General features: G+C 63.2%; 14 protein-coding genes and 2 pseudogenes. 10 read left to right on the top strand and 6 right to left on the bottom strand.

The window, feature by feature from the left end; all coding sequences use genetic code 11:
- Positions 1-9: 9 nt before the first annotated feature.
- The 3 genes from M1E07_RS00370 to M1E07_RS00360 are packed head-to-tail and all read right to left on the bottom strand — an operon-like array spanning position 10 to position 2,908.
- A complete protein-coding gene (locus tag M1E07_RS00370) occupies positions 10-648 on the bottom strand; it encodes an RraA family protein (RefSeq protein WP_461186726.1) in 639 nt (212 codons plus the stop codon).
- Positions 645-2,018, bottom strand: coding sequence for an MFS transporter (locus tag M1E07_RS00365; RefSeq protein WP_461186725.1), 1,374 nt, complete (start codon positions 2,016-2,018; stop codon positions 645-647). Before M1E07_RS00365 ends, M1E07_RS00370 begins: the two co-directional genes overlap by 4 nt.
- On the bottom strand, positions 2,015-2,908 hold the full coding sequence (locus tag M1E07_RS00360) for an NAD(P)-dependent oxidoreductase (protein WP_461186724.1): 894 nt from the start codon (positions 2,906-2,908) through the stop codon (positions 2,015-2,017). The genes M1E07_RS00365 and M1E07_RS00360 overlap by 4 nt, the downstream gene beginning before the upstream one ends.
- Positions 2,909-3,120: 212 nt before the next feature.
- On the opposite strand from M1E07_RS00360, the gene M1E07_RS00355 reads away from it, so the two are divergent.
- The 8 genes and pseudogenes from M1E07_RS00355 to M1E07_RS00320 all read left to right on the top strand — a co-directional run.
- The gene (locus tag M1E07_RS00355) at positions 3,121-3,621 is read left to right on the top strand and encodes a tripartite tricarboxylate transporter TctB family protein (RefSeq protein ID WP_461186723.1); all 501 of its coding nucleotides are present in this window, start codon (positions 3,121-3,123) and stop codon (positions 3,619-3,621) included.
- A 2-nt stretch (positions 3,622-3,623) separates the two neighbouring features.
- A pseudogene (locus M1E07_RS00350) lies at positions 3,624-5,124 on the top strand (tripartite tricarboxylate transporter permease).
- 56 nt (positions 5,125-5,180) lie between these two features.
- A complete protein-coding gene (locus M1E07_RS00345) occupies positions 5,181-6,188 on the top strand; it encodes a tripartite tricarboxylate transporter substrate binding protein (protein ID WP_461186722.1) in 1,008 nt (335 codons plus the stop codon).
- Between the two features lie 1,476 nt (positions 6,189-7,664).
- A complete protein-coding gene (locus M1E07_RS00340) occupies positions 7,665-8,441 on the top strand; it encodes an IclR family transcriptional regulator (RefSeq protein ID WP_461186721.1) in 777 nt (258 codons plus the stop codon).
- A 145-nt stretch (positions 8,442-8,586) separates the two neighbouring features.
- Positions 8,587-9,684 (top strand): zinc-binding dehydrogenase, encoded by a 1,098-nt coding sequence (locus M1E07_RS00335; RefSeq protein WP_461186720.1) that lies wholly within the window; start codon positions 8,587-8,589, stop codon positions 9,682-9,684.
- 122 nt (positions 9,685-9,806) lie between these two features.
- Complete coding sequence (locus M1E07_RS00330; protein ID WP_461186719.1) at positions 9,807-10,337, top strand: aldolase/citrate lyase family protein; 531 nt, start codon at positions 9,807-9,809, stop codon at positions 10,335-10,337.
- Positions 10,338-10,435: 98 nt separating this feature from the next.
- A complete protein-coding gene (locus tag M1E07_RS00325; protein WP_461186718.1) occupies positions 10,436-11,893 on the top strand; it encodes an aldehyde dehydrogenase (NADP(+)) in 1,458 nt (485 codons plus the stop codon).
- A gap of 155 nt (positions 11,894-12,048) precedes the next feature.
- A pseudogene (locus tag M1E07_RS00320) lies at positions 12,049-12,185 on the top strand (IS481 family transposase); the annotation flags it as partial.
- A gap of 156 nt (positions 12,186-12,341) precedes the next feature.
- Here the strand turns inward: M1E07_RS00320 and M1E07_RS00315 are convergent.
- The 3 genes from M1E07_RS00315 to M1E07_RS00305 all read right to left on the bottom strand — a co-directional run bounded on the left by M1E07_RS00315 (position 12,342) and on the right by M1E07_RS00305 (position 16,533).
- Positions 12,342-13,823, bottom strand: coding sequence for an NAD-dependent succinate-semialdehyde dehydrogenase (locus tag M1E07_RS00315; RefSeq protein ID WP_461186717.1), 1,482 nt, complete (start codon positions 13,821-13,823; stop codon positions 12,342-12,344).
- Positions 13,824-13,878: 55 nt separating this feature from the next.
- Positions 13,879-15,558: a thiamine pyrophosphate-dependent enzyme gene (locus M1E07_RS00310; RefSeq protein WP_461186716.1), complete on the bottom strand. Its 1,680-nt coding sequence runs from the start codon at positions 15,556-15,558 to the stop codon at positions 13,879-13,881.
- 234 nt (positions 15,559-15,792) lie between these two features.
- Entirely contained in the window at positions 15,793-16,533 is a 741-nt protein-coding gene (locus M1E07_RS00305; RefSeq protein ID WP_461186832.1) for an IclR family transcriptional regulator, read from the bottom strand.
- 180 nt (positions 16,534-16,713) lie between these two features.
- On the opposite strand from M1E07_RS00305, the gene M1E07_RS00300 reads away from it, so the two are divergent.
- Together M1E07_RS00300 and M1E07_RS00295 are read left to right on the top strand one after the other, a co-directional pair.
- Entirely contained in the window at positions 16,714-17,214 is a 501-nt protein-coding gene (locus M1E07_RS00300) for a tripartite tricarboxylate transporter TctB family protein (RefSeq protein WP_461186715.1), read from the top strand.
- Positions 17,215-17,216: 2 nt separating this feature from the next.
- Complete coding sequence (locus M1E07_RS00295) at positions 17,217-18,719, top strand: tripartite tricarboxylate transporter permease (RefSeq protein WP_461186714.1); 1,503 nt, start codon at positions 17,217-17,219, stop codon at positions 18,717-18,719.
- Positions 18,720-18,723 lie beyond the last annotated feature (4 nt).

Below are 18,723 nucleotides of genomic sequence, written 5' to 3'. Positions count from 1 at the left end.
AGCCTAGTGTCAGGGGCGGGTGAGCCCGAGCAGATCCAGGGTGGTGGCTCCTTCACGGATCCGTGTCCGCATTTCTTCCTCTTTCAGTTCCCGGCGCTCTGCGGATTCCAGAGCTGTATCGATATCGGCGGCGGCGACGCGGACCAGACCATCTGCGTCACCGACGAGGATGTCACCTGGGTGGATGAGCACGCCGCCGATGGTGACGGGGAAGTTTACCCGGCCCTTTTGCACCTTGGTGGTTTTGCGGATGCAGATGCCGCGGGTGAAGACGGGGAAGCCGGAGGCGATGATCTCCTGGCTGTCGCGCACTGCACCGTCGATGACCAGGCCGGCGAGGCCGCGTTCCTGCGCTGCGAGGGTCAGGACGTCGCCCCAGGGCCCGGCTTGGGTGTAGCCCTTGGCGTCGACGACGAGGATGTCGCCTTCGCCGGCTTCGAGCAGGGCGACGTGAATGAACCAGTTGTCCGCCGCTTCCAGATCAACGGTGACAACGCGGCCTGCAATCTGTGATGCCGGATCGAGGGGCTTGATGGAGGGGTCGATGGCGTCGCGCTGGCCGTTTGCCTCATAGACGGTGGCCGCCCCCAGCTCTGCCAGCCGGGGGAGGCGGGGGTCGATAGCTTGGGTGCTGATGCTGGTGGTCATTTCGTGGGTTCTCCTGCGGTGACGAGTTGTGCCTGTACGTCGGCTTCTTCTTCGGCAATCCGGGCGGTTGCCTCTGCCTGCTTGACGAACTTCAGGCCGACGACCATTGCGGCTGCGATGAGGCAGGTGACGCTGACCAGGGCCAGGCCCCAGTTGTTGTTGCCGGTCGAGTCTTTGAGGGCGCCGAACGCGAAGGGTCCGACGAAGCCGCCGAGGTTGGCGATGGAGTTGATGGCTGCCAGGCCGACGGCTGCTGACTGTCCGGTGAGGAAGAGCGAGGGCAGGGACCAGAACGGGCCGTAGGTGGCGTAGATGGCGACGGTGATGACGGTCAGCAGGACAACGGAGAGCAGCAGGTTGTTCACGGCGAAGGGCATCAGGGCCAGGCCGACGCCTGCGGCGATCAGCGGGATGCCGACGTGCCAGCGGCGTTCGCGGGTCTTGTCAGAGTGGCGGGCCCAGTAGACCATGAAGATCGCGGCGATGCCGTAGGGAACGGCGTTGATGTAGCCGACGGCGGTGTTGCTGAGCTGCGTGGCGGCGGCGGCGATGATCTGCGGGGTGAAGAACGCCAGAACGTAGGCAGCCACGGATTTGCTGTAGTAGATCAGAGAGAGAGCCAGGACGCGGCCGCCGGCGAGACTGCGCCAGAAGGAGACCTTGCCGTGGCGCTCCAGTTTCGCGGCCTGCTCGGCCTGCAGGGTCGTTTCCAGCCACGTCTTTTCCTCTGCGGTCAGCCACTTGGCCTTGGCCGGGGAATCCACGAGGACGAATAACACCACGACGGCCAGAATCAGGGCCGGTGCGCCTTCAAGGATGAAGACCCAGCGCCAGCTCTCCATGCCGAGCCAGAAAATGTTGTCCAAAATGAGTCCGGACAAAGGTGCCGCGATGACTGTGGCCAAGGGCAGGGCGACCATGAAGAGCGCGACAACGCGGGCGCGTTCGCGCTCCGGGAACCAGAACGACAGGTACAGGATGACGCAGGGGAAGAATCCTGCCTCGGCAACGCCGAGGAGTGTGCGGGCGATCGCTAGTTGCGTGAAGTCTTGGACGAAGCCGCAGGCGACAGCCATGATGCCCCATGACACCAGGATGCGGGCAATCCATCTCCGGGCGCCGACCTTGCGCATGAGGATGTTGCTGGGTACTTCAAACAGGAAGTACCCGATGGAGAACAGCCCTGCTGCGAGTCCGAACTGGGCCGTGGTCATACCCAGGTCCGCGTTCATTTCCTTGGCGACGAACCCGAGGTTGGCGCGGTCGATGAAGGCGATGATGTAAAGGATCACCAGCAGGGGCAGGATCCGGAACTTGATCTTGCGGACAGTGGCGTCGCCGATACGGGGGCGGAGGGCTGCGGCGCTCATGCTGATACCTCCTGGGGTGCAGAACCAGCCTGTACTGCTGTGGTGTCCAGCCAGTCGAGGGAAGCCTCAAATGTTGGCGCCTCAGGCCCACCGGTGATGGCAACGTTCTGCGCAGTGCCGGCGTACTTCTCGGCGACGTGTCCGATCAGCTCCGACGGGTACCCGGCACGGTCCAGCTGTGCTGCCGCTTCCAGTACTTCGGCGTGCCGGCGCACGGCGTGGGTCGGGTGGGTGGCGACCATGGTCTTAAGCAGGTCGGTAAAGGGAGTCTGGTCCACATCGCTGAGCACGGTGTACAGCTGGTCCAGGACTCCGTAGGACCGGGCTGCGGGCAGCGCCTCGATGGCGAGGGCTTCCAATCCTTTCATAAGCACTGAACGCAGCAACTTCACCGTCACAGCATCGCCGGGGGCGCTGTCCGGAAGGACACGCACGGGCGCCCCGGCAGAGGCAAGCACCTCTAGGGCGGCCGGAATGTGCTTTCCGGCGTACAGCAGCGGTGTGCGGACCCCGCTTAACGCAACCGCGCCGGTGATGGCGATGTCGACATAACCCAGACCGGCAGCTGCCGCCTTGGCGGCAGCTTCCCGCTTGGCCTGCGCCGCGGCGGTCGTCATGTCCACGATTGTCGCACCGGCGCCCAAGTGCTGCACCAGCGGGTCAATCACGAACGGCAGAACCGACCCCGGGACGCAGACCAGGACAAGATCCTGGTCTGCAATCCACCCCGAAACATCGGGGCGGATGGGAACCCCGGAGTTTTCGGACCAACTCACGGCCGCAGCAGGGGGCTGCGGGTCCGAGAGGGAAACAATCTGGGCAATGTTCGCCGTGAGCGCCTCAGCCCAGCACAGGCCAACCTGGCCAGAACCAATGATTGTGGTTTTCAAGACAGACTCCTTCGTCGCATGTCTCGGTGATGTGATGCCGCCGACAGTACCATCGGAGTGCCATCTCTGCAAACGGCCAGCTAAAGACGCGGCTCATTGGCGGTTTTGTATTAGTTTTTGTCTTGACAGTCCCTGTGGGCCATGTCACTATTTCTCAGCGGAATGGTTTTCATTACGTGAAATGAATCACCGCGGAACGTAAGAAGGAAAAGATGACAACGGAGTCAGTGACAGCGAAACCGGAGCGTGCCGCAGTTGCACCGTCCGTGCTGGCGGGTATTGGCGCCTTCGCCGCTGTCGGCGTCTACGTCTTAGTCGGCTCAGTCAGCCTCGGCCTCTGGACTTCGCTGGGGCCCGGGCCCGGCCTTTTCCCGTTTGCCATGGGGGCGGTGCTGGCCGCAATGTCAGGTCTCTGGCTGGTCCAGGAGCTGCGCCGGCCGAGCGAGAGGGCCGAGGGGATCGACCGTGACGTGGTGATCGCCGTCCTGGTCAGCCTTGTTGTCCTGGCATCCGTCATGGACTTGCTGGGCTTTCGGCTGAGCATCTTCCTCTTCCTCATGTACCACCTAAAGCTGCGCGGCCACCGGTCCTGGGTTTCTTCGCTGATCACGGCCCTCGCCGGAAGCGTCGGCGCGTTTTACGTCTTCACCTACGGACTGAACGTGACGTTGCCCGGCTCCGCGTTTCCCCTGCTGAACACGATCGGACTTTAGACGTGGAGACACTCAACGAACTTATGGGCGGCTTTGCCGCCGCCATGACCTGGCAGAACCTTCTGTTTGCTTTCCTGGGTTGCCTCCTCGGCACCATCATCGGGGTCCTGCCCGGAATCGGTCCCGTCGCCGGTGTCGCGCTCCTGATACCACTGACGCTCAATCTCGATGCGACCGGCGCGATCATCATGCTCTGTGCCATTTTCTACGGCACTGCGTACGGGGGAACCATTACCAGCGTCTTGTTGAACACACCCGGAGAAGCAGCCTCAGCCATAACCACCATCGACGGCTATGCGATGACAAAAATGGGCAAGGCCGGGGCAGCGCTCACGATCGCCGCCGTCGGATCCTTCATCGGGGGAACGATAGCGACCATCGGCCTCGTCGCAGCCGCCAAGCCGCTAGGGGAACTGGGTTTGCTGGTCGGACCGCCAGAATTCTTCGCCCTGATGGTCGTCGGCATTTCCCTCCTGGTCGCACTCGCCGGCAAGTCGATGGTCAAGGCGGTCATCTCCGGCGCTCTGGGCCTGCTGATCGCCATGATCGGTATCGATCCGGTGGCCGGAGCCCCAAGGTTTACCTTCGGCATGGACCGGCTCCTGGACGGCGTCAGCTTCGTCGCTGTGATCGTGGGCGTCTTCGGCCTCTCCGAACCTGGCGTACCGCAAAGGCACCGCGACCCCCACGGTGCACGCCCCCAACCTGCGTTCATTGCTCCCAACCCGCAAGGAATGGCGCCGGAGCGCCCCGGCCATGGCCCGCGGCACGGGTGTCGGCTTCGGCCTCGGCCTGATCCCCGGCATGACCGGCTCCGTATCCTCCCTGCTGGCCTACGGCGCCGAAAAGAAGTTCTCCCGCCACCGCAACGAACTCGGCAAGGGCGCCATCGAAGGTGTCGCCGGTCCCGAAACGGCCAACAACGCCCACGCGAACGCCGCCTTGATTCCGCTGTTCACCCTCGGTATCCCGGCTTCTCCGACAATCGCTGTGCTGATGGGAGCGTTCCTTCAACAGGGACTCACCCCCGGCCCGACCCTGTTCGCGGAAGACTCGGAGATTGCCTGGGCAATCATCGCGAGCCTGTTCATCGGAAACCTGATTCTGCTCGTCCTGAATGTTCCCCTGGTCGGACTCTGGACCTCCATCCTCCGTGTACCTGCATCAATCCTGACTCCTCTGATCCTGCTGTTCATGATCATTGGCGCGTACACGATCAACTTCAGCGTTTTCGACGTCTTCGTGATGATCGCGTTCGGCCTTCTGGGCCTCGCCCTGCGGCAACTGGACATCCCGCTGGCACCCATGGTGCTGACCCTGGTCCTTGGCCCGCTGATGGAACGCTCCCTTCGCGAGTCCCTCGAAGTCTCCCAGGGCGACTTCAGTATCTTCACCAGCCGCCCCATCTCAGCGGTCCTGATTGGTCTGGGAATGCTGATCATCTTCAGCCCCCTGCTCAAGCTGCGAAAGCCCCAAGCACTCAACGAAGACCCCGAAACCTAAAAACCCAACCCCTCAAACGCACCCCTATCAAGGTGCCCCTTCAAAGGAGAAGAACCATGATCACCCGTTCCCGAATCGCCGCCACCTTCGCGGCAGCAACCCTCATCGCGCTCACCGGCTGTGGCGCGAACGCCGGATCCACGACCACGGCCGCCGCGGACGACTTCCCCAAAAAGGGCAAGTCCATCGACCTGATCGTGGCCTTCGGGTCCGGCGGAGCGCTGGACACCGCCGCCCGCCTCGTCGCGCCTATCCTCGAGAAAGAACTCGGCACCAACGTCGAGGTCATCAACAAGCCCGGCGCCGGCGGGCAAATCGGCTACACGGCACTGACCAGCGCCAAGCCCGACGGATACACCATCGGCACCACCGGCTCCCCGTCAGTGGTCGTCTCACCGCTGGACCCGGCCCGCGGGGCCACATATACCCGCGACAGCTTCCAGCCCCTGGGCCGGCACGTCGTCGACCCTGCCGTGATCGCCGTGCAACCAGATAGCCCCTACCAGACCTTGAAGGAACTCATCGAAGCCGCCAAGGCCAACCCCAAGTCGATGACCGCAAGCACCACCGGGCTGCAGACCGGTGAACACTTCGCGCTGGCGCAAATCCAGGAGGCCACCGGCGCCGAATTCGCCCCGGTCCACTTCGCTGAAGGCGACGCTGCGGCCTCAGCCGCGTTCCTGGGCAAGCACGTGGACATCCTCGTCGGCGACGTCAGTGGCGCGACCGACCTGATCAAACAGGGCAAGGCCCGCGTCCTGGGCGTCATGAGCTCCGAACGCGCTCCGTCACTGCCGGAGGTCCCCACGTTCAAGGAATCTGGCTTTGAAGTCGAAGCCAGTACCGCCCGCGGCTTCTCAGCTCCTGCCGGGCTGCCTGATGCTGTGGCCGAGAAACTCGAAGCCGCCCTCAAGAAGGCCATGGAAGACCCGACCGTCGTCCAGAAGATGGAAGAGCTCGGCCTGCAAACCAGCTACCTCTCCGGAGCCGACTACAAGGAGTACTGGGCCGGACAGGAAGCGACCTTCAAGAAGGTCCTGCCGCTCGTCCAGAAAAAGGACTAGCCGCTCCCACGCAGGCAGCAAACAGCACGGCGCGACGTAAAGAGCGAGAGCCCCCTGGTGTCGGTTTGGGTGACCACACTCATCTCGACGCCAGGAGGCTCTTTGTCGTAACTGCTTACTAGCGAGCCCAGCGGACGCGGGAAACCGTCGGCGGATCTGCATCTGCGGGAGCCGACGGGAGGCGGGCTTCACATTGACGAGCCCACTGATGGGCATAGCGAGCTGCGCAAGGGCATCTGCCCGCTTCCGCATCGCACCAGCTGTAGCTCCCGGACCTGCTGTTCCCTGGCCGCGCGGGCGCGCAGCTCTTGCTCGCGTTGCCCTGGCTAGCCGCCCAATGGCAGGCCAACAGTCTCCATAGGCGGGGTAAATCTCGGCTCGACGGACGGAATCTGAGGCAGAACGCTGGACGCCCAGAACGAACACCGATATCGGGTATTCCGTCTAGCTTCGGCAACGTCCGGATATGGCAAAGTGAAGGCTCCCGGCGGGCAGCGTTCACTCCCGCTTTATGGAAGCCCACTTCCGGTCTCTCGGCGAGCCCGAAGGGATGGGCCGGACCGTCCGGGTGTGTGTTTATCGGCGAGGAAACCTTCTGCCCGGGCTTCCAGCTCAAAAACGGGGTTCTCCACGAACCCGTGCTGCGGCTCTTTGACCACGCCATGGCGCTGAAGGTCCCGCACAACGTGTTCGCCGCGTGGTGGTCAGCCCGCTGTCAGCCGGGGCGTGCTCCAGACCCGTGGTCATGCTGGACAGCATGACGCTGCTTCAGAGCTCCCTCGCTGCTTTCGCAGACAGATACCGTCCGGTCGAAACGACGCTGACGCTTTGATGGCCACTCTCTTTGGCCAGGCGTGCATGATTCGAGGTCTTCAGCTGGTTTTGGGTTCTGGTCTTCAGCAGTGCCACGTGAGGCTCGACTCTCTTGGAGCGAAAAAGGAATAGGGACGCCTTCCAGCGCCGTGTTGCTGATGGGGCAGCTGACCGTTGGCTGCCTCATTCGAGGGTGTACTACAACCGCCATGCTGCACAGCCTCGTAGGGGGCGTTTATGTGCCCCACCAAGCGCGCCTTGATCACCTTGGAGATCGCCAGCAAAGGCAACGACGATGGAGCCAACATCCCTAATCGAGCTGGGCATGTTGCTTTGCTAAAGCAGCTCCGGGAACGGGATGACTCCGCGACATCACAGGCGTCGGTGTTATCGGCCAACCTGGATGGTTTCCAGTAGGGGCCAATCTTTCAGTACGAGAAACCTGAACGATTCCGGCGATGGGATACATCCGCGGCAAACTACGTGCCCGTCAAGCAAACAGCCCTAAGCTTCCCTTCGGACAGCAATGCGTTCTTTTGCCCTGCATGTAGCTGAATTGTTCCCCGTACAAGGAGCGCTGATCATGATCGCACGGGGGCCGACCCGTAACTCCCGCGTGCGGCCAAGTTGAAAACAGAAGGGCGATGCGTAGATACTGCAGGAATGCGTCTTACTGAGCGAGACAACCACTCATCGATGATTGCCCGATTATCGGCCATCGTCGGCGCCTTTCGGCCAGAAGAGCCGGAGCTTTCTGCGTCCGAGATCGCCCGGCGCGTGGGCTTGCCCAAGGCTTCCACCGCACGCATCGTTCGGGATTTAGTGGCCTTTGACTTTCTGGAGCGGACCCCTGGCGGGTACCGGGTTGGCATCAAGTGCTTTGAACTGGGCCAGTTGGCGCAAAAGCCCAAGGACCTTCGGCGGATGGCGCTGGCGACCATGGCCGATTTGCGCCAAGCCACGGGGCTAACCGTGCAACTGGGGGTCCTCGACGGTTCGGACGTCGTGTACATCGAAATCCTTCGCGGCAAACATGCCGATCTCCTAATTCCCTCGAGGGTAGGCGGAAGAGTGCCTTCTTATGCGACGGCTGGCGGCAAAGCGCTGCTGGCGTTCTCCGGCGAGGCGGTGATTGAGCGGGCACTGGCTGGCGGTATGCGGAAAATTGGGCCCAACACCCTGGCTACGGAAGAGGCGCTGCGCGCCCAGCTGGCAACTGTCCGTGATCAAGGAATCGCCTACGAGCAGGAGGAGTCCAGCGCCGGGCTGGCCTGCGCCGCGAGCCCACTTCTCCGTGGAGACTTTTCGCCCATTGCCGCCATTTCCATTACTGCCCCTGTTGGAACGATCGACATGCGGTCGGTGGGCCCGGCGGTCCAGGCGGCCACTCTTGGACTGAACCGTCAGCTACGGGCCAGCACTTTCCTCGGCCAGCTCTGACCGCCCGTTCGGGTTTTTTAGGGCGTCTCTGTCAGTGAGACAGTGTTTGACGCTGCTTGGTCAACCAGCTCATAGTGTCGTGGAAACCCCGGAATGACACGATCACAATCGCGGCCTGGCGGGTTCAAACTATGAAGGAGTAACGGTGAAAGCTGCAGTAATGCATGCACCCAATGAGCCGCTGAGCGTGGTGGATCTTGCCCTAGACATCCCCGGCCCAGGTGAGGTGCGGGTGAGGATCGAGGCGGCCGGTGTGTGCCACAGCGATTTGCATTACACCAATGGTGATCTCGCGTGCCGCACACCGATCGTGCTCGGCCACGAAGGAGCAGGCATCGTGGAAGAAATTGGCCCGGGCGTCACTTCCGTTCGGCCGGGGGACAAGGTTGTACTGACCTGGCGTCCGCGTTGTGGGCAGTGCGAGTTTTGCTCGAGTGGCAAACCGGCGCTCTGCGTCCAAGGCAAAGTGCACGGGGAGTCCAACGGCCTGCTGCGCGGAGGCACCCGCCTCTCACTCGACGATGAGCCAGTGCACCATCTAATGGGTGTCTCCTGCTTCGCGGAGGCGAGCGTGGTCTCACAGGAATCACTCATCAAAATCCCAAATGACATTCCGTCAGAGATTGCAGCCATTGTCGGATGCGCGGTCATCACCGGCATGGGCGTTGTCCTGAACCGGATGACCGGCGCCGCCGGCCAAGGTGTGCTGATTATCGGTGCCGGGGGCGTGGGGCTATCCGCCGTGATCGGCGCCGAACTCGTGGGCGCGTCACCCATTATTGTGGCCGACATCGCAGACGACAAACTCGACAAAGCCCGGGAACTCGGCGCCACTCACGTGATCAATTCCAGCTCCGAAGATCTCGTGGCAGCGGTAAAGGCCATTACCGGCGACGGTGTTCATTGGGTCATCGAAGCCATCGGGAAGCAGGCCACCATCCAGCAAGCCATGGTCAGCCTGCGCACCGGAGGAACCACGTTCGCGGTCGGGCTGGGTAATCCCAGTGATGTGGTCAGTGTGCCGCTCAACAACCTGGTGCAGTCCGAAAAGTCCCTGCGGGGCAGTTTGTACGGCTCGTCCAATACCGGCGTGCAGGTTCCGCAGATTCTAGAGCTATACCGCTCCGGGAGAATTCCCTTGGACAAGCTCCTTGGCGGTATCTACCGGCTGGATCAGGTCCAGGAGGCACTCGATGACCTCACTTCTGGGTCCGTCGGCCGCTCGATCATTGTTCCGAACTAGCCTTCACTAGCGGCTCCCTTTTTGGATTCAACACTGGCGTTGAATAGGAAAATTATCTTGAAAACCCAAACACAACCAGCACCGGCCCTCACCGTCTCTAAGAAGGATAGGAGCAGGGCCCTTTGGGGCACGCCCTGGACGCTGGTGCCCGCGGAGTAATCGTCCCTCTGGTGAACAACGCCGAGGAGGCGAAGGCCGCCGTCGCGGCTGCCCGGTATCCCCGTATGGCCGGAACGGGTCAGCGCTCCTATGGCCCGATGCGCTCCAGGCTTCGGATTGGTCCGACGCCAGCGGAAGCTGACGAAGCCGTGCTCGTGCTGGTAATGGTCGAGGCGGCAGAGGCGCTGGCCAACCTCGGTGACATCTGCTCCGTAGAGGACCTGGACGGCATCTACGTGGGACCTTTCGAACTTTCGTTGGCTCTAGTCGGAAGGTATCCACTCCCCCCCGACGTCCAAGATTCGTTGGAGGATGCACTAAAGCGCTCCCTCGCTGCCGCCGGGGCAGCAGGGAAAATCGCCGGGATTCACACCCTGGACGCGGCCACTGCCCGGCAGCGCACAAAGCAGGGCTTCACCTTCATCACCGTCGCCACGGACCTGGTGGAACTGGAGAACGCGGCCGTCAACCAGCTGGCGGAGGCGAAGGCCTAGCTACTTGCACGAAGATCGGCAACAACGCACGAACCAGGCTCTGCGTTGCGACGCCACATGACCTGCTGAAACAAGACATTGAATTGGAGCTATAACCCATGGCCTTCCCGCACACTGCAGCTGAAGAACTCGAGAATATCTTGGCCTCATCGGCTGGGGCATCGGATGAATGGGCGGCAACGGCGCCGTCTGCCCGCGCAAAGGCTCTAACGGCAGTCGCCGATGCCCTCGACGAAGCAGCCCGGGATCTGATCCCAATCGCTCAGCGCGAGACTCACCTCCCAGAAGCACGTCTTCAAGGTGAGCTAAAGCGGACGACTTTCCAGTTGAGGCTATTTGCAGAAGTTCTCACCGAGGGCTCCTACCTCGAGGTGCGGATCGACCCAGCGGACGCGCTGTGGCCCATGGGCGCCCCGCGCCCCGACCTGCGGCGCGTCCTCATACCCCTGGGCCCCGTGGTTGTCTTCGCAGCCAGCAATTTCCCCTTCACATTCAGCACCGCGGGTGGAGACACCGCATCTGCCCTGGCAGCAGGCTGCTCAGTGGTCCTCAAGGTTCATTCCGGCCACCCTGAACTATCGGAAGCCACCGGCCGGATCATCACCGGTGCCCTGGCTGCTGCCGGCGCACCCTCCGGACTCTTTTCCCTGGTTTTCGGAACCGACGCCGGCAGGAGCGCCCTCACTGACGCACGCGTGAAGGCAGGGTCATTCACCGGGTCTATTCCGGCTGGCCGGATGCTGCTCGACCTGGCGAACTCACGGCCGGAGCCCATCCCGTTCTTCGCTGAGATGGGAAGCACCAACCCCGTCTTCGTCACCCGCTCCGCTGCGGCCAGCCGAGCGGAGGAGATAGCTCAGGGGTTCATTGGGTCGGTCACCTCCAGCGCCGGCCAGCTCTGCACCAAGCCCGGCGTGCTGCTGGTGCCCGAGGAGTCTGCCATGGTGGCTCACATCAGCTCGCAATCCCTGCCGGCTCCCGGCAGGCTCCTTAATGAACGGATCCTGACTGGCTACGCGGAATCCCTCAAGCAAATAGCGGTCCACCCCGGCGTGAAAGTCCTTGCTGAAGCGGCCGGAACACCAGGACTGCCCACTTCCGCGATCCTCGCTACAACTGCCGAGGAACTTCTCCGAGACCCTGACACGCTGCTATCCGAGTGCTTTGGCCCGGCATCCCTCGTGGTTACCTACCAGGATGAAGCTCAACTCGCCGCGGTGGCACGCGTCTTGGAAGGCCAGCTAACGGCAACTATTCACGGAGAAGCCGGCGACGATGTGCAGGACCTCGTGCGCCTGCTGGCCCAACGGGCCGGACGCCTGCTGTGGAACCAGTGGCCGACCGGAGTCTCCGTCACTTACGCCCAACAGCATGGCGGCCCGTATCCGGCAACGTCGGCTTCCAACAGCACGTCCGTGGGGACTGCCGCCATTACCCGGTTCCTCCGGCCCGTGGCATACCAAGGGTTCCCTCAGAATCTCCTGCCAGAAGCTGCCCGGGACGAAAACCCGCTGAATGTCCCTCATCTCGTGAATGGCAAATTCGGCGGCGCATAATCGATCCACCGCGTTTTTCCACCTCGACCTCGCCACTGCAGGGAGCCCTAGGTGTAATTCCCACGCAGGTTGTGGACAGCGTGGCGTGATGTAAAAGCGAGAGCCTCCGGTATCGATTTGGGTTACCACACTCATCTCGACACCAGGAGGCTCTCGTGTCCTACGTTACCCACGCCAACGCTGACCTGACATCCAGGGCCAGGGAAAAAACTCGCCAGGCTGGTCATTGATCAGGGCTGGACGCTGCGCCGGGCCGCAGAGCGATTCCAGCTCGCCCACCACCATGAAGAAATAGACGGACCGGTACCGGGCCTGTGGCGACGACGGCTCATATGTTCCCCGGCTGTGTGCAAGCTGATGGGTAGTTCCGCTTTTGCAGCGGCGGCCGTCCAATTAGCAGAGAGTGCCTGCCGCCCCTCGGAGGGGCGGCAGGCACGTTCGGATGCTGCTAGCTCGCGTAGGGGTCGGCGATGCCGATGTATTGGGTGGTGGTGTATTCGGCGATGCCTTCGGTGCCGCCTTCGCGGCCGAGGCCGGATTGTTTGACGCCGCCGAAGGGGGCCGCGGCGTTGGAGATAACGCCGGCGTTGAACCCCACCATGCCAAACTCGATTTGCTCCGCCACCCTCAGCAGCCGGTTGAAGTCGCGGCTGTAAAGGTAGGACGCCAGCCCGTACTCGCTGGCGTTCGCGAGGCGGATCGCGTCTTCCTCGGTGGTGAAGGTGGTGACGGGGGCGACGGGTCCGAAGATTTCCTGGCCCAGGATCGCCGCATCATTGGGCACGTCGGCGAGGACGGTGGGCTGGTAGAAGTAGCCGGGCCCGTCCACGGGCGCGCCGCCGGTGACCGCTGTTGCTCCGGCGTCCACGGCTGCAGCCACCAGGGCGTGGACGTCATCCCTGGCGCCGGCATCGATCAGCGGCCCGACCTGGGTGCTGGGGTCGGTGCCGCGGCCTGTGGCCAGGGCGCCCATGGCAGCGGCAAACTTCTTCGTGAACTCCTGTGCCACGGCTTCGTGGACGAGGAAGCGGTTGGCGGCGGTGCAGGCTTCGCCCATGTTCCGCATCTTCGCTGCCATCGCACCTTCAACGGCCTTGTCCAGGTCGGCGTCCTCGAACACGATGAAGGGGGCGTTCCCGCCCAGCTCCATGGAAGTCCGGAGTACATTCTGGGCGGCGTCGGCCATCAGGCGCTTGCCCACGGGCGTGGAGCCGGTGAAGGAAACCTTCCGCAGCCGGGAATCCTTCAGCAGCGGCCCGGAAATACCGGAAGCCGAGGACGAGGCGACGACGTTGAGGACTCCTGCGGGAAGGCCGGCGTCGAGCATGGTCTGCGCGAAGTACTGGGCGGTCAGCGGGGTGAGCTTGGCGGGTTTGAGGACCATGGTGCAGCCGGCAGCGACGGCGGGGGCGACCTTTCGCGTAGCCATTGCCAGGGGGAAGTTCCACGGTGTGATGAGCAGGCACGGGCCGACCGGTTTGTGCTGGACCAGGATCTTGTTCTTGCCCTCCGGGGTGGTGAGGTAGCGGCCGTAGTCACGGACGGCCTCTTCGGAGAACCAGCGCAGGAACTCGGCCCCGTAGGCGACCTCGCCGCGGGCCTCTGCCAGGGGCTTGCCCATTTCCAGGGTCATCAGCAGGGCGAAGTCCTCGGCGCGTTCAGTGACCAGATCAAAGGCCCGGCGCAGGATTTCCGCCCGCACCCGGGGCGCGGTCCGCGCCCAGGAGGCCTGGGCGGCGTCGGCCGCGTCCAGCGCGGCGACCGCATCCTCGCTCGTGGCGGAGGCGAGGGTGGCGAGGACCTCCCCGGTGGCCGGGTCCTGCACGTCAAACGTGCCGCCGTCGGACGCCTCCCGCCACTGCCCGCCAATCAACAGGCCGGTGGGAACCGAGTCCAGTAATTCCATTTCCTTCAATGCGGGGACAGTCATCTTCTACTACTTCCGTTCAAGACTTCGGGCTTTGGTCGGCGGTGCTCAGGTGTGCTTAGTAGGCCTTGACGCGTTGCTCGACCACGAGGTGAATGAGCGCGAAGACGTGGTCTTCATCGATGGCCTTGAGCGCCGCTTGGACGGCGGCGGGAACATCGGCGTCCTGTTCAACTTTGATGCCGAAGCCACCGAAGGCCTGGGCCATCAGCGCGAACTCGGGGTTTTTCAGCTGGGTTCCGCAGACCCGGTGGGGGTAGTGGCGTTCCTGATGGGTACGGATGGTGCCGTATTCCTGGTTGTCCATCACGATCACCAGGGGAGTGGCACCGTACTGGGCCGCGGTGGCCAGCTCCTGGCCGTTCATAAGGAACTCCCCGTCACCGGCGATGGTAACGATGCGCCGGCCCGGGTACTCCAGCGACGCCGCAATGGCCGACGGGACCGAGTACCCCATGGAGCCGTTGCGTGCACTGATCATCGAAGCGTAGCGCTGGGTGGGGAAGTAGCGGTGCGCCCAGTTGGTGTGCTCCCCGGCGCCCAGGGTGATCATGGCATCCGCCGGCAGGGTGGGCACGAGGGTCGCCATCAGGGTGTCCATCCTTGCGGGACCGGGCGTGGGCGCCGCCGGGGGGAGGGCGGCGAAGGTTTCCTGCTCGCCGCGCATCCGAGCCGTCCAGGCTTTCCACTCGTCCTTGACCGGGAGCTCGATCTTGGCAAGGTCGCGGATGAACACGTCGGGTTTGGCGACAATCTGGTAGGACACCGGCCCAGAGCGGCCGCGGAGGGACGGGTCGATGGTGACGAGGAAGTTCTTCTTGGACCAGTCCTGGCGGCACAGGAACCCGTCGGTGATGACATCGCCCGGCACGGTACCGACAAAGATCAGCAGGTCCGTCTCTTCGAGCAGGTCATAGGTCGGGCGCGGGCGACCGTAACCGATCGGGCCGACGTAGGAGGGGGAGTCGAACGGGACTGTGCCCTGGGTCCGCCATTCGGCCGCGGCCGGGATGTGGTGCTTTTCCAGCCACGCGGTGAACCGGTCAGCGCCTTCCTGTGTCCAGTCGTTGCCGCCGGTAACGAAGAGCGGCTTGCTGGAGGCGGCCAGGGCCGTTGCCAGGGCATCGGAATCCACCGTGGTCATGCCTCCGGTGGCCACGGGGATGGGCGGGTGAAGTTCGGCCGGGATCTGCTGCCGGATGACATCTTCGGGCAACCCGATGACAACGGGGCCAGGCCTGCCGTTCATGGCAGCGAACAGGGCTTCGGCGACGATTTCTGAGGCCCGCTCGGCGTGGTCCAGGACCATGACGCGCTTGGCGCCGGTGTCGAACCAGGCTTTGATGTCGAATTCCTGGAAGGCTTCGCGGTCCCGGTGCGCGAAAGGAATGAGTCCCACGAACAGCACCATGGGGGTCGAATCCTGCCAGGCCGTGTGCAGGCCGACATGGGCGTTCGCCGCACCCGGGCCGCGGGTGACCATGGCTATGCCCGGCAGCTGGTTCATCTTGCCGTCGGCTTCGGCCATGTAGGTCGCGCCGCCCTCGTGGCGGCAGACAATTGTCTCGATGGGGGAGTCGTGAAGCCCGTCAAGGACATCCAGGAAGCTTTCACCCGGGACGACGTGAGCCCGTTTGATGCCATGGGCCACCAGGGTGTCCACGATGACGTGCCCGGCGGATTTGTTCGGCAAATCGTCCCGCTTGACCTTTACGTCATTTCCCAGAGCAAGCGTCATTTTGCCGCCACCTCAGCGGTTTGAGCGGCAGGGCGTTCCCCCGTGCTGGCGGCTCTTGCTTGGTTCACTGGCTTTGCCATTCTTGACTCCATCGTCACTGCAAACTGCGTATTCCACAGAATGAAAGGAACTTACGTGTGGTGGAAATCGTGGCATAGCGGCGGAGTTTAAGTCAACCATTTCCAACAGTTACGCCAGCCAGCGCGGCATCAGCCGTCAGCCGTCACGGGTGCCTTAGTAGACAGATCCCTCAAGCAGTTCGGATAACCTGCCGGCCGCGCGCCGCAGTTCCGGGACCCCTGCTTTGAGGGTTGCCTCGGTGGCAGCTTCAACGGGGCTGGTGAGTGAGATGGATTCGCTGGGCAGTGCCGCCCTGTTCGACAGGGCTACTGCAACGGAATGCACCCGCGTCGCGCGCTCATCAGATGAGAAAGCGTAATCAGCACCGGGTTCGGGCAGCCGGGCCCGCAAGGCCTCGACCGCGAAGGATGCGTCTTCGTGTCCGGCGGCGATCGCCGCAGCCACGACCTGCTGGAGCTCCTCAACGGGGGCGGAAGCAAGGAGGATTTTCCCCGCCGCGCCCAGCGTGAGGGGCAGCCGCTTACCAAGCGGGAGGTCATAGCGAAGGGGTGCCTCGCCGTCGACGCGGGCGACCAGGATCCGCTCAAAGCCAAGCCGGGTGTACAGGGAGGCCGTGAGCCCGGTCTGGGTGGCCAGCTGCTGCAGGATGGGGCGTGAGGAGACCACGAGCGGGTCGTTCTCCAGGTAACTCCTTGCTGCCGGCAGAACGGCAGGGCCGATCCGGTAGGACTTGTCGGTCTGGCTGACCATGCCGAAGTCCTGAAGGACCCGAAGGATCCTCAGAGTTGTGGGCAGGCTCATGCCGCAGGCCCGGGCCAGGTCACTGAGCCGCTGCGGCCTTTCTGCGCGCTGCAGTTCCGCGTACACCTCCATCGCCCTGGACAGGGACCGCATGTTCGAGGCCTTAGGCGCGTCTTCCGCCGGTGCTACCGCATCCGCCTTCACTGCTGTCGTCATTCTTCCATTGTATGTAATTCCTTTGCGCTTGACAGCTCATGTGCCGCCTGTCACTATTTCTATACACGTAATGCTCTTCCACACAATGAAAGAGCCAATCAAGCTAAGAAGGAACTGATGACAACGGAGTCAGTGATGACAAACCAACGCGCCGCCCGTGTTGCGCCCACTGTCCTGGTGGGTATCGGCGCTTTCACGGCCGTCGGAATTTACGTCCTGATCAGCTCTGTCGGACTGGGCCTCTGGACGTCCCTTGGGCCGGGTCCGGGATTGTTTCCTTTTGCCATGGGCGCTGTGCTTGCCGCCATGGCGCTCATCTGGCTGGTTCAGGAACTGCGCCGGCCCACTGAGACTGCAGAAGGCGTGGACAGGGGACTGGTGATCGCCGTCGTCGTGAGCCTGGCACTCCTCGCGGCCGTGATGGACCTGCTCGGGTTCCAGCTGAGCATGTTCCTGTTTCTGATGTACCACCTGAAACTGCGCAGCCGCAGGTCGTGGGTCTCCTCGTTGATCATCGCCCTAGCCGGAAGCGTCGGCGCGTTCTATGCCTTCAACTACGGGCTGAACGTTTCGCTGCCGGTATCTGCCTTCCCCCTGCTGAACACGATCGGATTCTAGACGTGGAAATCTTCAACGAACTTATGGGCGGCTTTGCGGCCGCCATGACCTGGCAGAACCTGCTCTTCGCCTTCCTCGGCTGCCTCCTGGGCACGATCATCGGGGTCCTTCCCGGCATCGGCCCGGTCGCCGGCGTTGCCCTGCTGATCCCCCTCACGCTGAACCTGGATGCGACCGGGGCGATCATCATGCTGTGTGCCATCTTCTACGGCACCGCCTACGGCGGAACGATCACCAGCGTGCTGCTGAACACTCCCGGTGAGGCTGCCTCAGCGATCACCACCATCGATGGCTACGCGATGACGAAGATGGGCAAAGCAGGTGCTGCATTGACCATCGCCGCCGTCGGGTCCTTCGTCGGGGGAACGATAGCGACGGTCGGTTTGGTCGCCGCGGCCAAACCGCTTGGCGAACTGGGATTGCTCGTCGGACCACCGGAATTCTTCGCCCTGATGGTGGTCGGCATTTCCCTGCTCGTTGCCCTGGCCGGCAAATCGATGGTCAAAGCCGTTATCTCCGGGGCCCTGGGCCTGCTGATTTCCATGGTCGGCATTGACCCTGTTGCCGGGGCCCCGCGTTTCACCTTCGGGATGGACCGGCTCCTGGACGGCGTCAGCTTCGTCGCCGTGATCGTTGGTGTCTTCGGGCTCTCGGAACTGCTGTCCTACCGCAAGGGCACCACCACCCCCAATGTGCACGCCCCGAACCTTCGTTCGCTGCTTCCCACGGGCAAGGAATGGCGCCGGAGCGCCCCGGCCATGGCCCGCGGTACCGGCATCGGCTTCGGCCTTGGCCTGATCCCCGGCATGACCGGGTCGGTGTCCTCCCTGCTGGCCTACGGCGCGGAAAAGAAGTTCTCCCGCCACCGTAATGAACTCGGCAAGGGCGCCATCGAGGGCGTCGCAGGTCCCGAAACGGCCAACAACTCCCACGCGAACGCTGCACTGATCCCGCTGTTCACGCTCGGCATCCCGGCGTCCCCGACAATCGCTGTCCTGATGGGAGCCTTCCTCCAGCAGGGCCTGACCCCGGGCCCGACGCTGTTCACGGAAAACTCGGAAATCGCGTGGGCGATCATCGCCAGCCTCTTCATCGGGAACCTGATCCTGCTGGTGCTGAACGTCCCACTGGTCGGGCTGTGGACCTCAATCCTGCGGGTACCCTACTCGATCCTGACCGCCCTGATCCTGCTCTTTATGGTCATCGGCGCCTACACGATCAACTTCAGCGTCTTTGACGTCTTCGTCATGATCGGCTTCGGACTCCTCGGACTGGCACTGCGGCACCTGGACATTCCGCTGGCCCCGATGGTGCTGACCCTGGTCCTCGGCCCCCTGATGGAGCGTTCACTGCGCGAATCGCTCGAAATCTCCCAGGGCGACTTCAGCATCTTCACCAGCCGCCCCATCTCCGCAGTCCTCATCGGACTCGGACTGCTGATCGTCTTCAGCCCGCTGCTCAAACTCCGTAAGCCCAAAGCGCTGAACGAAGACCCCGAAACCTAAACTC

The sequence above is a fragment of the Arthrobacter sp. Z4-13 genome, assembly GCF_054792705.1.
The sequence above is the reverse complement of the archived record's forward strand: the minus strand, read 5'-3'. Positions and strand labels throughout refer to the sequence as shown.